The organism is Chryseosolibacter histidinae (assembly GCF_018598225.1).
Lineage (GTDB): Bacteria > Bacteroidota > Bacteroidia > Cytophagales > Cyclobacteriaceae > Chryseosolibacter > Chryseosolibacter histidini.
In genome coordinates, this window is the sequence record NZ_JAHESF010000009.1 from 1 (window position 1) to 14,946 (window position 14,946).

The following is a 14,946-nucleotide window of genomic DNA, read 5'->3' on the forward strand; positions in this document are numbered from 1 at the left end:
GCCGAAACCAGGTTCTTCTTCAGGAAGGCTGTTCCAAGTCCGCATACGTTGTTGATCACCGGGATGCGCAGCATGGCGGCGGCAAGGGTACCGTATACATTGGGCTTGATGGTGTAGTGGAGGATAACATCGGGCCTCACTTTCCTGTAGACCGAGAACAGCTCCAGGATCAGTCCCGAATCTTTGATAGGGTTAGCACCGCGGCTGTCCATCTTGATGGGATGATGAATGAATCCTGCATCGATCAGGTGCCGTGTATAATTGTCTAACGGCGCAATGGTGTGAATCTCATGGCCCTGCGCCTGCAACTCACGCAAAAGGTTCATCCGGAAGTTATAAATGTTCCAGGACGTATTTAAAACAACTGCAATTTTCATAAGATCTCTTCTCCTTCGATTATCAGTTGTTCAAAAAAAACACCACTTCCAATAAATGGTCATTTTCATAGTGTAAATCAACAATAGCAAATCCAACAATAGCAAAATCCATTCTAATACTGGAAACCTCTTCCCAAATCTGCACAACACATTTCTGTTTCCATCAACATTTTATACGAAACATTACTTACGTATCATCCATCAGATAAGGATCTCTCCATATCCTTTAATTCCTCACGAACCGTACATACTGGTTTACCAATCCGTCAGAGACCTGAAGCATGTACACGCCTGCAGGGAGCTCAGCCCCATCCAACACGATCCTGTCTCCTTCCTTGTAGATCCTCGCCTTCATGTGCTGACCTGAGATCCCCAGGATGTGCACATCTTCCGGCGCTGCCTCGAATGGCGTATTCACATAGAAGATCCCATCCGATGAGGGATTGGGATGCAGCGTGATCTGCTTATGCCCGATGTAAACACCCACCGGTGCCGAGTGTGTATGCTGCAGGTCGAAGTCCGTTTGTTTGATCCTGTAGTACGAATAACCTTTCAACGGGCCATCATCAACAGCCTGGTAGGTTCTTTTTTCATTCGTTGTGCCGGCGCCATCCACTTCCATGAGTGACTGCCACTGCTTGCCGTCTTGAGATCTTTCCACGGTGAAGAAATCATTGTCAGTTTCCGAAGCTGTGGCCCAGTCGAGCTTCACTACGCTGTGCTCGGCCCTGGCATTGAAAGACAAAAGCCGGATCGGCATCGGGTGCGCCAGGTCGGTGTTGCCAAGGGTGAACCGGTCGCCGGATTGAAGGTTCACATTGTGAAAAGTAACGAGATCGTTTTGAAGCGTAGCACCGCTGATGGGGGTAACATCGTTATCGCCGAATCCATCGCCGTCACGGTCTATGAGCAGGCGCAGGTTCTGCTCCAGCGGCGTGCCGGGATAACCGCTGATGTCAAACTGTATCGAGATCCCGCCCACATCTCCCAGCTCGGTTACAGCCCATGTTCTGAGCATACGTTCTTTGATCACCACGGCATCTACCAGTGGCGCTACTTTTCCTGTTGTGGTCAGGCTTCCGTTATCATGGGCGGTCATCAGGTATTCCCCCGAAACCATTGCCCCGGTTGTATTCAAAGTCATGATCCGTAATATACCGGTACCCCTGGCGTCGAGGTGTTCGCCATCCGCTGCCTTTCCGATGCCAATCATCTCGTAATCGTAACCGTTGCTATCCTGCGTATAATTATCAGATACCTGCAGGACCACACCATTCTTGGCAGCCAGGTAGTTGTTGATAATGATCATCTGTGCCGAATTGATCACCTCGGAGAAAAAGATGATCTCAGAAATAGTGGCCTCGGAATGCGTTGCAGCGAATGCGCTCCAGCCACCGATGTTCAGGGCATTGGCGCCCCCCAGCGTAGTGGTGGGTGTTGTAGGAGTCCTTGTACTGGCCGAACCACGAACATACACGGTCTGCACATTAGACCGATAGGTAGCGCCGATGACAGTCATGGCTGTGGTCAGGGTGCCGCTGGCGAGGTCAAAATCGTTCGTATAAAAGAAGTTCCTGAGGCCGTTGCTGGGCGTATCGCCACTGCCGAGCTTTAGAATTCCGTATGAGTCGTTGGCTGCAGCAGATCCGTAAAAAAAGAGCACTTCATGGTTTGCCGATGCGGGCTGCCTGGCACAGAGAATTACAGTTCGTGGACTGCTTCCTGAGGGCAGTGTGGCATCGCTGCCGCGCAGATAGCCGGTGCCATTAAAAGTAACACCATCGGTCTGGTAAGTGGCCACGCCCGTTGTATTCCGTGTTACGTCAACATTGTTGCCCGATTTGTCAGACCAGGTTACGACCTGGCTTCCTACCGTAGGGGTAGTGCCATCGGCGTTGAGGTCCCGGCTGTCGAACCAAAGCTCCAGCGTAGAGGTTCCATCGCTTTTGCCTACACCGCCGGGGCCTGTGTTTCCCGTCCCGGAAGTGCAGGTGCAGGAGACCGGTATGGTCGAACATATTTGAGTCTGCAACGCCCCATTCGTTCTCACAATACCGGTGCCGAGCACCAGTAGACCTGTACCGCAGAGGGTGGCGTTGGTATAGTCAAGATTCAGTGCACCCGATGCTGTCACCGTGCCTGTATTGTTCAGCGTAGTGACACTGCTGCCTGAAAGGTTTAAGCTGCCTGTGATGTCCATATCACCCGTGCCGTTCACCGTCAGCGTACCGAGGTTGGTCAGGTCGCCCGTAACTGGAAAATTTCCTGATATAGCGGTGGTGCCTTCGAGCATCACCGGCACTGTGGCGGTGAGGGTTCCGCCGGAGTTGACGGTGATATTTCCCGTATGGTAAAAATATGTTGTGCTTGAGCCTGCGAAGTTTCCGACATTGCTGTACGCAAGCGAGATCGGGGTGATGCCGCAGCTCTTGTTGTCGTTGGTGGCATCCACAGTAATATCATGCCCGTTGGCAATCACCACGTTGTCCCACCGCCTTGGCCAGACGCCTGCAGCCACTGCAGCGCCTCCGCTGGTTGTTGACCAAACCGCATTCGAGTTCCAGGCTCCTGAACCGATGCTGTAATAGGTTGTTGCCACAGTGTTGGCCACACCATTGAAGGCAACACCGGTGATCGATAACCTGCCTGACACGGTCCATGTTGCCATTGGATTTTGTGTGCCGCCCGCGGTGATCAGCCGGTAGGCAACTGCCGATGATGAACCGGTCACGCTTTGATCCGATACTTCTGTATAATTGGCCGGAAGCGTATGGGTGGCAGTAGCCGGATCGATGGTGAGGTACACGAGAATATCCTGATTCACCACCGTGGTAGCCGGCAACGTTACAGTGGTGCCATTGGCGCCGAGGGCCGTTCCGTCACTGTCTGTTATAATGGCGGTCTGGTCTACGTTCTTCAGGGTAAAAGCGGTGATGGTCTCATTGGTTGGCGTGTTGTTCCAGCTAACGACAATATTGTTGCAGGATGCCGAGGCAGCATTGATGCCAGCCTCGTTCAGGTACCAGATCTCGGCGCGGGTATCGTTGTTGCCGGTGCCGCCACCACTGATAACCGAGGCATTCGTAAACGTCTGGCCTCCCCAGGTGATGCTGCTGACGGTACGGGCGCCATTGCCTGTGAAGTCAGAGACACAGACCACAATGATCCTGTTCGGGCCAGCACCAGCCGCATAGTTTGTTTTGGAAGTGGAAATGGATCCTGGAATAATACTGGCCTGGGAGAAAGCCTCGGTGGAAAAAAACAAGAAAAACGCAACACACAAGATACACTTGGAGCCATGAAAGGTCCTCAAAAACATAGTTCAACAATTAAAGCCGACCCTAAAGGTAGGTAAAAATTGCGGAGCTAGCGTCCAGCGGTGGCGAAATCACACCCCTTGAGTAAGGTTAGGGGCATGATTGAAGAATTTCACTTTCCGGATCCTGGAAAACAGGCCAGTCTGGCACCTTCAGGCCCAGTAGCGGAAGGTTGAACGATGTTGGATTTACTCGAATCTGAGCGATTCGATAGGGTCAAGCCGTGAAGCCTTGCTCGCCGGATAGTATCCTGAAATAAGTCCCACGGCAATACACACCACCATGCCCAGCACCATCTCGGCCCAGGGGATCACAAAACCGTCGATGTTCATGAGGCTAGCCAACAGGTTGCCAATGAGGATGCCCAGGATCACACCCGTAACGCCCCCCAGCAGGCACACCACGATGGCCTCGATCACAAACTGCTGGCGGATGCGGCGCGGTGTGGCACCGAGCGCTTTTCTTACACCCACTTCGCGGGTTCTTTCAGTGACGGAAACGAGCATGATGTTCATCAGGGCGATAGAAGCCCCGAGCAGCGTCACGAAGCCGATACCAAAACCTGCCAGGCGTAAACCTGACGTGATGCTCTCAAGTTCCTGCGCCAGCGTTTCACTTTTTTCAAGCTCAAATGAGTTCTCACGACCTATTTGATCACCGCGGATCCTGCGCATCAATCCCGTTGCTTCGCCCATGGCATATTCCATCTGCGAGGGGTCCTGGATGCCTACCGTCAGATCGTACCACAACCCCCTGCCTTTCGCCATCTGGTTGGCTTTAATGATGGGGATGATCACCATATTGTCGTAATTATCTTCCGAGAGCTGTCCCTTTTCTTTGAGCACACCGATCACCCTGAACTGCGCACCGTTGAAGTTCACTTCCTGACCGATGGCTTGCTGATTGTCGGGGAAGAGAGTCGTATAGACCTTGTATCCTATCACGGCTACCTGTGTACCGTAGTCTACCTCCAGCCTGGAGAAGCCGCGGCCGCTGAGAAAATCAAGACCTTTGATGGCAAAGTATTCTTCGTTGCAACCGACTACCGCTACGTTGGGATTGGTTTTGTTCGACAGCCGTTTCACTTCCGCCACCTGTGTGAGGTAAGAAGAGAGGCTGATGGTGGAGGCCACTTCATATTCATCGATAAAACGGAAGGCCTCATTCATCCTGATCTGCGGATACGTTTTTTCAGCCACACCCTGCGAGCTGGATCCCCGGTTGGTTTTGGAGTTGATATCGAATGTATTGACGCCCAGGGTGGCAAGGCTCTCGTTTACGGAGTGTTCTATCCCGTCAATGGTGGTAAGCATGCCCACCAGCGCTGTAATGCCGATGGCCACGATCAGCGCCGTAAGCACCGAACGCAGCATGTTGGCCTGTACGGAGCGAAGCCCTTCCTTAAAGTTCTCGATTAAATTCATGGGTAATGAAACGATCGTTGTATGCTAATACGTTGACAAAACAGTGCTTAATGTTACATGCTGGCCCCTGTTTTTTACAAAAATCTATATTTAAAGGATTTTTGTCTGATTTCAGGCTGCTAACAGGTAAATTTATGTCAAACATAACGGGTAAGTGTACGATGCGCTGTGTGATTTTGTTCGTTTTTTTATGCCTGTGCCGGATCGCTCAGGCCAACTCCATCCTGATCCCCATGGATCAGAAGCAGACCAATCACCTGAAAGCTTATGGCATTGCTTACTGGATCCTGCGCAATGAGATGGAGGTGGACTGGCTGCTCAATTACCGGGGTGGCAGCTTTATGGTGAAGCATCATCCGGCCATCCAGAACGAGCTGGTGGTGCGGGGGGTGAGCTTCGAAGTGATCTCCGATGCACAGGCCAACCAGATCATCACTGAAATTGCCAGCCCTGCTGTGAACTACGATGTGATGAAGCTGGAGAAGTATCCGCGCATCGCCGTTTATTCCCCGAAGTCAAAACAGCCCTGGGACGACGCCGTGACCCTGGTGCTTACCTACGCTGAAATTCCCTACGATATCATCTTCGACGATGAAGTGATGAACGGTGTGCTGCCCAAGTACGACTGGCTGCACCTGCACCATGAAGACTTCACCGGGCAATACGGAAAATTCTATGGCCAGTTCAGCAACATGCCCTGGTATGTAGAGCAGGTGAAGGAGTCGGAAGACCTCGCCCGCAAGCACGGCTTTCACAAAGTGTCACAGCTGAAGCTTGCCGTTTCCAAAAAGATCAAGGAGTTCGTTACCGGTGGCGGTTTTCTCTTCGCCATGTGCTCGGCAACCGACAGTTACGACATAGCGCTTGCTGCTGAAGGCGTTGACATCTGCGAACGCATGTATGATGGCGACCCGGCCGATCCGCAGGCACAGGAAAAGCTTAACTATGAGAATACGCTGGCCTTCACCGATTTCAGGCTGGTGCGCGATCCGTACCAGTATGAGTTCTCAGACATCGACAACCATCCGAATGAACGGGGCCTGCGCCAGGACAACGACTATTTCACCATCTTCGAGTTCTCCGCCAAGTGGGATCCGATCCCTACCATGCTCACGCAGAACCACACCCGCGTGATCTCCGGTTTTTTCGGACAGACCACGGGTTTCAAAAAACACCTGATCAAACCTGACGTGGTGCTGATGGGTGAAAACCGCGACATCCGAGAAGCCAAATATATCCACGGTGTTTTAGGCAAGGGGTTCTGGACCTTTTACGGAGGGCATGATCCTGAAGACTACCAGCACCAGGTGAACGAAGAGCCCACCGACCTGAACCAGCATCCCAACTCTCCGGGCTACAGGCTTATTCTGAATAACATTCTGTTCCCGGCAGCGAAGAAGAAGAAGCAAAAGACGTAGGTACGAAATACGAGGTACGAAGTACGGAAATACAGGGTGCGCATTGCATTCACGTACCTCGTACCTCTCACCTCGTACCTCTTTCCACCTCGTACCTTCTCAATGCATTCTATCACCTCTCACTTTGAGGTTCTTCACGATCTCTGCTTCCTGCTCCAGCAATTCGCGCCAGCGCTGCTCAACCTCTTCTTCGGGTGTGTATTCTTTGGCAAGCTGCAGGAAATTCTTATAGTGCCCGGCTTCTGATACCATGAGCTCGTAGTAGAATGTGGAGAGCTCCGGATCTGGAATATTCTTCCAGAGGATCTTGAACCGCTCACAGCTCCTGGCTTCGATCAGCGCATTCATGAGAAGTTTTTCCATCAGCTGCTGCTCGCGGGTGCCGCCTTTCCGGAGCACTTTCTGCAGCTCGGCCACGTATTCGTCTTTGCGTTGTGTGCCCAGGGCGTAACCTCTTCTTCTCAGCGCTTCGATCACCCGTTCAAAATGTGCCCATTCTTCCGCCACCACCGGCGTGAGCACTTCCACGAGCTTTTCCTTGTCGGGATATTGCACGATCAGCGAGATGCATGACGAGGCCGCTTTCTGCTCGCAGTAGGCGTGGTCAACAAGAATCTCGCGGATATTCTTTTCAGCGATGTTGATCCAGCGCGGATCGGTTGGCAACTCGAGGCCCAGCGTGAATTTATCTTTTGCTTCCATCGCTTCCGTTAATCATAGAACGACCAGTCGAAACCAAAATCGAAGGCATTGCGCTGCGCAGGATAATTGGGTGTGGGCAAATATCCTTCTTTGGTGAGCGCATAAACGAGGTTATGGTATTTGAAAAATACTCTGCCACGTTTGATGCGGGCGCCGAAAAAAAGATCAACCAGCGGGAACGACGGCACCTCGAACGAGGTCTGCGTATAAAACTGCCTGACGGCTGGATCGTAGCCCGGCGCGTAGTAGGGCGACTTCCAATGAACATCCACTCCTGCGTGCATATCGAGGTTGCCATTGAAGAAGACGTTGGAATACGAGAGCTGCGCGTTGACGAAAAGCTTCGGCACCTGGATCGCGGAATCGGCATTCTCGATCATATGCGTATAGATGGCCCTGCCACTGAGCGTGATGTGCCGCAGAAACGTTACCGACAACCTCACTTCCGGCGACGCCATCACCTGGTTTCCACCCGACTGTACGGGCAACACCTGCTGCACGGTGTCTACCTCACTTACCTGCTTGAAGAAGACATAATTGCGAAGCCGGGTGAAGGTCAGTCCCGGAGAGATATTGAACACCCTTGAATTGTAATGCAGGTATCCGTTGAGCCGTGTCAGGCTTGTATTGCCGAAATTGTTATTCCAAACATCGTGCGCTCCCCTGTACGCCTGCTCGAAGAAGGTCGGCTCATACTGCATTTGTGTGAGCCTCGCTTCAAACCACCGGCTCCTGATCTCACCCTGCAACCGGTAATTACCTTCCTGCATCACCTCGGCCCACCCGCTCACTTCGCCGATGGAGTCGAGCTTCAGTGACATACGCCCGCCCAGATAACTTTCATTACCGATCATGGAGCCTATCTTCAGCGAATCGTAAGTGAGGTGGTCGTTGCCACTCGCATTGAGGATACCGTCAGCCGTGAAGTTGGGATTGCTCATGGAGTAATGCCTGATGGCGTAGTACCCGTTATAGAACAGCTTCAGCAGGTTGCCCTTGATGCCGATCTCGTTGCGTACGGTTTTGAATTTGGAGACATCGCGCGTGCTGTCGTTGTCGATCTCCTGGTAATCATAGTAGTCGGCAGAGGTCGCCGTTTGAATATCGAGGAAGTTGCTCTTTTGACGGTAGCGGTCGAACGTATGGTAGAGCTGCAGCGCCTTGCCCACTTTATACTCATGAAACAGGTGCACCGCAATCCGCAGGTCGTTGCTCTCCGCGTTGGTGAGCCAGGGTTGCGCGTTGGTCTCGAAATAGTTGGCAAGATCGAGGCTTTGCAAGCTGTCAAGCGATACACCGCCGTATTCCTCCACCCGGTGAAAACCTCTCCTGAAGTTGAAGAACAGGCGATACGTACTGTCTTTCGACTGGTACGTCGTATAAAAATCGTAATAGTTGCTGCGGGTAATGCGGTCGTTCTTTCCGGAGCCCCCCACCTGCTTGTCGATAAAAAGTCCCCGGTAGGTAAACCCGAAATTCCAGTTCTCATTGATGTTGCGGCTGAACGTAGCCCGGGTCAGCGACCTCCCTCTGCCGCCCAGGATCACGCGCATGTTAGAGTAAGGAGAATGTGTGTTATAATAACGCACCGCTTCTGAATCCCAGTACACGTCATAAACGGTGGACCCGGATCGCACACCGATCACATCAGGGGCCTGATAATAAATGGGCTGAATCGCCGTGCCGAATAACCCCAGGTCCTGGTAGAGATTGTTGTACCGCTGCACATAGTCCCAGCGGTGAAAGTTGTTGATAGAGGTATCGATAGGATGCAATACCTCGCGGTTCTCGAAGGCATCCTGCTCATAGAAATAGCGCGACGTGTTGGGGCCGTAGACCTGCTTGGTAGTATCGTCAATCACCCTCGAGCCGCGACGGTTCCCCTCCTGCTGCGCCATGGAAGCCAACGCACACAGCACCAGCAGACCGGCTATGAGAAGACGGAAACGGCTTGCATACAACACCGGCAGGGGCAATCGGATCGATACAACAGCAACGGGATCTTTTTCAGGCATTCGTAATAACATTTAAAACCATCTCATCAAAATCCTTTCCATTTTTCAGGAATTCGATCTCGATGGGCAAATAAAAGAAAGGAACTTGCACGAGAAATTCCCTGAACTGTTCCGTCTCCATTTTCACAGCATCCTTTTCCGTGGTGATCACCATCGCCTGATGCGCCTGGGCCTCCGCCACGATCATCTTCAGATCTTTTTCCGTGTAAACATGATGGTCAGCAAATTCCAGGTGCTTCACCATCGTATAGTTACGCCCGACAAAAGCTGCCAGGGGCTCCGCATGGGCAATCCCCGATACGAGCACTACCTTATCGGCCGCGGCCTTTGCACTACCTTCCAGAGGAATGACGTTACCGTATCGGATAGATGTAAAGAAAACGGGTTTGTCGCTGTACTTACGGATCTTTTTTTCGATGGCCATCATCGCTTCGGAGCTCAGCTCCGGCGGACACTTGGTGACCACGATCACATCGGCGCGCCTGGCACCAAAGCTGGATTCGCGGAGGCGTCCTGACGGAAGAAGCAGGTCGTTGTAAAAGGGACGGCGATGGTCGGTTAATAATATTTGGAATGCAGGCTTTACCTGCCGGTGCTGATAGGCATCATCCAGCAGCACCACGGCGGTGTCGGGTTGCTGGTCCACCACATAGGGAACGGCAAGGGCGCGCTCCTCTCCCACGGTGACCACCACCTCGTTGCCGAATTTTTTAAAGAACTGGTATGGCTCATCTCCCAGGGTAGAAGCGTTATCGGCAGCATTCGCCACCCGAACGCCTTTGGTAGTACGGCCATAACCCCGGCTCAAAGTGGCCACCTTGTAATTGGGTTTCAGCAGCCTGATGAGGTGTTCGATCATCGGGGTTTTTCCGGTACCCCCCACTGCCAGGTTGCCCACGCTGATCAGGGGCACCTCGAAGCTGGCTGAAGGCTTGTATCCCATATCATAAAGACGGTTCCGGATGCTGGTAATAGCATCGTAGATCACGGCGAAAGGAAATAGCAGGATAGACAGGATTTTCAGAACCATCAAAAATTTTCGGATAAAAATACAAGATTAGCAGGACGGACAGGATTAACCAAATGGAAGAATAGCACGGCAGGAACGTGCGGCAGCCAGAACCATAACTTTACCTCTAAACTTTGAACTTTATACTTTGAACTTTAAACTTTCACCTTAATTTGCAGGTTGATGCCAAGTTCAACAGTCAAAGACATTACGCAGTACCTGGAATCTATCGCTCCCCGCGCCTACCAGGAAAACTACGATAATGCAGGGCTCATCACCGGAAGCCCGAACGACGATGTGACGGGCGTGCTGGTCACCCTCGATTGTACGGAAGATGTGGTGCAGGAGGCCATTGCGGCGAAATGCAACCTGATCGTAGCGCACCACCCCATTGTATTCAAGGGCCTTAAGAAGTTAACCGGTGTTAACTATGTGGAGCGTACAGTGATCAAAGCCATCCGGAACAATATTTCCATTTATGCCATTCACACCAACCTGGACAACGTGCATACCGGCGTTAACCGCAGGATCTGTGAAAAGATAGGCCTGACGAACCTGCGGGTGCTGGTGCCAAAAAAGGATACGCTGATGAAGCTGGTGACCTTTATCCCCAGCCAGCAGGCGGAGCAGGTGCTGGAGGCGCTTTACGGTGCAGGGGCGGGCCAGATCGGCAATTACAGCAACTGCAGCTTCACTTTGGAGGGTACCGGCACATTCAAGCCTAACGAAAGTGCCAATCCCCACATCGGCAAGGCGCTGACCCAGGAATTTGTGAAGGAAACGAGGGCCGAGGTGATCTTTCCGGCACATGCCGAGGGCAGGGTAATGGAAGCGCTGCGAAAAGCCCATCCCTATGAGGAGGTAGCCTATTATCTTACTGCTTTAAGCAATGAAAATCAAGAAGTTGGGTCGGGAATGACAGGGGAATTGGAGGCGCCCCTGGAACCAATCGAATTCCTGAAGCGTTTAAAAACCAGTATGGATCTAAGTGTTGTCAGGCACACCCGTCTTTTAGATAAACCCGTTCAGAAAATAGCAGTTTGCGGAGGCTCCGGGAGCTTTTTACTGCCGCAGGCCATACAATCGGGAGCCCAATTTTACGTATCTGCCGACTTCAAATACCACGAATTTTTCGATGCTGAAGACCGGATCACCATTGCTGATATCGGTCATTATGAAAGTGAGGTTTTTACCAAAGACCTCCTGGTGGAGGTTTTGACAAAAAAATTTCCTACTTTTGCGATCAATTTTTCAAGAACCGTTACGAATCCAATAAGTTACTTGTAAATAATGGAAAATCAATCAATTGCTCAAAAACTCGAAGCGCTCGTTAAACTCCAGGCCATTGACTCAAAAATTGATGAACTCAAGAAGCTTCGCGGAGATCTTCCCGACGAGGTTCAGGACCTCGAAGACGAGATAGAGGGATACAAAACCCGCCAGCAACGCTACGAGGCCGAGCAAAAGGATCTGGAGGAGACCATTAAGAAAAACAAGGAAGGCATCAAAGAGGCCGAAAAGCTCATCAAAAAATACTCCGAGCAACAGAAGAACGTCAGAAACAACCGCGAGTTCGACGCCATTACCAAGGAAATAGAGTTACAGGAGCTTGAGATCCAGATCTGCGAAAAGCGCATCAAAGAAGCAAAAGACCAGATCCAGGCGAAGAAAGACGACATCGAAAAGACCAATACCCTCATTACTGAACGCGGCGAGCATCTTGACAACAAGAAAAAAGAGCTGCAGGATATCATGACCGAAAGCCAGGAAGAAGAGAAAAAGCTCCTGGGAGAACGTGAAAAAGCCTCTAAAAAGATAGAAGATAAACTTTTGAAATATTACGAGCGCCTGCGCGGAAGCTTGTCTAACGGGCTGGCCGTGGTACGTGTGGTACGTGGCGCCGCTGAAGGTTGTAACATCGTGATCCCTCCCCAGAAGATCGCCGAGATCAGGGAAAAGAAAAAAATTGTTATCGATGAGCATTCCGGTCGTATCTTGGCAGATGTTGACATGGATTCATTGGATGAAGGTGACAAGCCTAAGACCGCAAAAACCCCTGCTCCTGCCACTACGCGCAGAAGAAAAGTTGAATAATACATTGATCGTTATAAAGAAGAAGGCAGGCCTTTTCGCTTGCCTTTTTTTATTGTACGCCGCCCCGGCCCTGGCCGGAGGTGAATGGGTGTTTGACGAAACTACCCGCCGGGCCTACGAGCTTACCCTCAATCTGCAGACCGAAGAAGCGCTGGAGCTGATCCCCGAACCCCGCACCGCCCAGGAGCATTACGTGGTGGGACTGGCCGAAGCGCTGGAGCTGCTGATCTCCGAAGACCACGGCAAGTTCTCCGAATACGAGGACCGTTTTCACAAACGCATCGACCTGAAGATCAAAGGCGTTACGGAAGATTACCAGTTCCTGCATGCCGAACTTCACCTGCAATGGGCATTTGTGTACCTGAAATTCGGGCAGGAGTTCGACGCCGGCTCACGGCTGCGCGAAGCCTACACCATTGCCGAGAACTGCAAACGGAAATCACCCAGCTACCTGGCTATCCGTAAAACAACCGGACTGCTGGAGCTCATCATCGGCTCGGTGCCGGAGAAATACAACTGGCTGCTCAGCCTGCTGGGCATGCAGGGATCCATTGCCGAAGGACTGAGCGACCTGGAAGCCGTGCGCACATCAGATTCACCCCTGGCCTTTGAAGCCGATCTGCTGTACAGCCTCACCCAGGGTTTTATCTTTCAGAAGACAGACATCGGGTTCACCGAAATGAAACGGCTGCTGCAGCAACGGCCCGATAACCGCCTGGCCTTGTTCGTAGGCGCCTCCCTCGCCATCAAGAATTCACAAAGCGAGGAAGCGCTCACGTTGTTATCAACGCTTGCTTCCAAACATGAAGGCCTCCCCCTCTATTATGCTGATTACCTGCGGGGTGAAGTGTACCTGCACAAGGCGGAATATCTCAACGCCATTTCTTCGTACCGGTGGTTTGTGAACCATTACCAGGGCCAGAACTACCTGAAGGATGCTTACTATAAAATGGGGCTTTGCTACTGGCTGAACGGCAACACCAACGACGCCATGATGTTGTTCAAAGATGCCCGGGCTCAGGGACGTGAAGCTTCAGAGGCAGACAAGTCGGCCGCCAGGAGCCTCACCGACAAGCAGCTTCCCAACGTTCTGCTGTCGAAGGCGCGCTACGCTACCGATGGCGGATATTACAAACAGGCGCGGGAGATGCTCAACGCCATTGTCGCGGAGAAAGACCTGCCCTCCCTGCGTGACCAGGTTGAATATTATTATCGCCGCGCCCGCATCGAACACAAAACAGAGCAGCTGGCCGCCGCTAAACTTTTTTACCGGCAGACCATCGACATGGCCGGCGATGAGAACTGGTATTTTGCCCCAAATGCCTGCCTCCAGCTGGGTTATATCCTCGAGGCCGAGAACAATAGGACTGAAGCCCGGAGCTTTTTCAAGAAGGCGCTTACGTATAAGAAGCACGAGTATAAGAATAGTATTGATAGTAAGGCGAAGTCGGCGCTGGCGAGAATCAAGTAGGCAGTAGGCAATCCCGATAGCTATCGGGACCGATCGCAGGCGATCGGGGCAATAGGCAAAAGCAAATCCACAGTTTTTGCTTCCGGTATCCTGAGCGGTGCAGTGGGTGCTGGCAAGAGCGAGCGAAGGATCCCGTGACCGTTACTGCGTACTTATTTCGTGTACCTGCTCTCTATATGTATGCATTCCTTTATCCGGGGATCCTTCGTTCCGCGCAGGCCAGCGCACAGGCCTCACTCAGGATACCGGTCTCATGGGGGGGGCAGGGAAGCAGTTTTTACAAGGAAGCGGTTTTTACGAGGGAAGTTGCCGTGGACTGTCGACTGTGGACCGTGGACTTATCCCGTCAACTGATTCCCTTCAAATGATCGATGTCGTTATATAGCTCTACCGAAAAAATAGATCCTGAAAAATTCAGCACATAGAGACAAAGATTCTGGTGCTCGAACATATCCATACACCGGAGCGGGTAATTGAGCAGGTGGCAGAGGATGATCCTGATGGCGCGGCCGTGCATGCAGATGAGAATGGTCTTCTCGTGCTCGTGTTTCATGATGTGGTCTACCGCCGGTTTCATTCTCACGATCACATCGTCGGGGCTCTCCCCGCCTTCAATGCGCAGATTGGTATTGCCCCTCTGCCACTCCTTCAGCATGTGGTGGTAATACTCGTCTTCTTCGGGTGTTACGCGGTGGCCTTCCTTGGTACCCCAGCTGATCTCGTTGAGGCCTGCCAGCGCCTCGTGCGGGATGCCCAGGTCCATGAACTGCTGCACGGATTGCTGGCTTCGCTTTAGCGCCGAAGTATAGATCTTGTCAAAGGAAATATGGCGGTAGGCAGAAAAGAACGCCTTAGCCTGACGTCTCCCCAGGTCATTGAGGTCTGTATCCACCCCGCTTCCCTGGACGATGTTCTTCAGATTAAAATCGGTTTGTCCGTGACGAACGAGGTAAACTTTTTTACTGATCAATTTTGCACTATTTTGGCCCCGCCTTCTTATATAAGCAGGTTTTCCTGCCAGATATAGGCAGGCGCAAAAATAAGGTGTATTGGTATTTAAACAACAACAACCGGTAAAAATGGTGATCAGCAATCGGGTAACCAGTAACCGGTCTAATA

Annotated in this window: 11 protein-coding genes; 4 read left to right on the top strand and 7 right to left on the bottom strand. The window is 51.9% G+C overall.

Annotated features, from left to right (window positions below):
* From KK083_RS10860 to KK083_RS10870, 3 genes are all read right to left on the bottom strand, one after another.
* On the bottom strand, positions 1-326 hold a 326-nt coding region (locus KK083_RS10860), incomplete at its 3' end, for a glycosyltransferase (RefSeq protein WP_317195223.1).
* Between the two features lie 277 nt (positions 327-603).
* Positions 604-3,696, bottom strand: a complete 3,093-nt coding sequence (locus KK083_RS10865; protein ID WP_254163252.1) for a T9SS type A sorting domain-containing protein — start codon at positions 3,694-3,696, stop codon at positions 604-606.
* A gap of 186 nt (positions 3,697-3,882) precedes the next feature.
* Entirely contained in the window at positions 3,883-5,118 is a 1,236-nt protein-coding gene (locus KK083_RS10870; protein WP_254163253.1) for an ABC transporter permease, read from the bottom strand.
* A 134-nt stretch (positions 5,119-5,252) separates the two neighbouring features.
* Between KK083_RS10870 and KK083_RS10875 the strand changes: the two genes are divergently transcribed.
* Entirely contained in the window at positions 5,253-6,536 is a 1,284-nt protein-coding gene (locus tag KK083_RS10875) for an asparagine synthetase B (RefSeq protein ID WP_438834721.1), read from the top strand.
* 99 nt (positions 6,537-6,635) lie between these two features.
* Here the strand turns inward: KK083_RS10875 and KK083_RS10880 are convergent, their stop codons facing one another.
* The 3 genes from KK083_RS10880 to lpxK are packed head-to-tail and all read right to left on the bottom strand — an operon-like array spanning position 6,636 to position 10,283.
* Positions 6,636-7,238, bottom strand: coding sequence for a MiaE family protein (locus KK083_RS10880; RefSeq protein ID WP_254163254.1), 603 nt, complete (start codon positions 7,236-7,238; stop codon positions 6,636-6,638).
* Between the two features lie 8 nt (positions 7,239-7,246).
* Complete coding sequence (locus KK083_RS10885) at positions 7,247-9,253, bottom strand: putative porin (protein ID WP_254163255.1); 2,007 nt, start codon at positions 9,251-9,253, stop codon at positions 7,247-7,249.
* Positions 9,246-10,283, bottom strand: coding sequence for a tetraacyldisaccharide 4'-kinase (gene lpxK, locus KK083_RS10890; protein ID WP_254163424.1), 1,038 nt, complete (start codon positions 10,281-10,283; stop codon positions 9,246-9,248). The genes KK083_RS10885 and lpxK overlap by 8 nt, the downstream gene beginning before the upstream one ends.
* 162 nt (positions 10,284-10,445) lie before the next feature.
* Here lpxK and KK083_RS10895 point away from each other — a divergent pair, with 162 nt between their 5' ends.
* The 3 genes from KK083_RS10895 to KK083_RS10905 are packed head-to-tail and all read left to right on the top strand — an operon-like array spanning position 10,446 to position 13,827.
* Positions 10,446-11,549, top strand: coding sequence for a Nif3-like dinuclear metal center hexameric protein (locus KK083_RS10895; RefSeq protein WP_254163256.1), 1,104 nt, complete (start codon positions 10,446-10,448; stop codon positions 11,547-11,549).
* A gap of 3 nt (positions 11,550-11,552) precedes the next feature.
* Positions 11,553-12,356, top strand: coding sequence for a zinc ribbon domain-containing protein (locus KK083_RS10900; protein ID WP_254163257.1), 804 nt, complete (start codon positions 11,553-11,555; stop codon positions 12,354-12,356).
* Between the two features lie 4 nt (positions 12,357-12,360).
* The gene (locus KK083_RS10905; protein WP_254163258.1) at positions 12,361-13,827 is read left to right on the top strand and encodes a tetratricopeptide repeat protein; all 1,467 of its coding nucleotides are present in this window, start codon (positions 12,361-12,363) and stop codon (positions 13,825-13,827) included.
* A gap of 346 nt (positions 13,828-14,173) precedes the next feature.
* Here the strand turns inward: KK083_RS10905 and KK083_RS10910 are convergent, their stop codons facing one another.
* A complete protein-coding gene (locus KK083_RS10910; protein WP_254163259.1) occupies positions 14,174-14,797 on the bottom strand; it encodes a histidine phosphatase family protein in 624 nt (207 codons plus the stop codon).
* Between the last annotated feature and the right edge of the window lie 149 nt (positions 14,798-14,946).

Coding starts and splice junctions, on each gene's coding strand:
- KK083_RS10870 (WP_254163253.1), bottom strand. CDS start 5,118: ATGAATTTAATCGAGAACTTTAAGGAAGGGCTTCGCTCCGTACAGGCC.
- lpxK (WP_254163424.1), bottom strand. CDS start 10,283: ATGGTTCTGAAAATCCTGTCTATCCTGCTATTTCCTTTCGCCGTGATC.
- KK083_RS10895 (WP_254163256.1), top strand. CDS start 10,446: ATGCCAAGTTCAACAGTCAAAGACATTACGCAGTACCTGGAATCTATC.
- KK083_RS10865 (WP_254163252.1), bottom strand. CDS start 3,696: ATGTTTTTGAGGACCTTTCATGGCTCCAAGTGTATCTTGTGTGTTGCG.
- KK083_RS10885 (WP_254163255.1), bottom strand. CDS start 9,253: ATGCCTGAAAAAGATCCCGTTGCTGTTGTATCGATCCGATTGCCCCTG.
- KK083_RS10875 (WP_438834721.1), top strand. CDS start 5,253: ATGTCAAACATAACGGGTAAGTGTACGATGCGCTGTGTGATTTTGTTC.
- KK083_RS10900 (WP_254163257.1), top strand. CDS start 11,553: ATGGAAAATCAATCAATTGCTCAAAAACTCGAAGCGCTCGTTAAACTC.
- KK083_RS10880 (WP_254163254.1), bottom strand. CDS start 7,238: ATGGAAGCAAAAGATAAATTCACGCTGGGCCTCGAGTTGCCAACCGAT.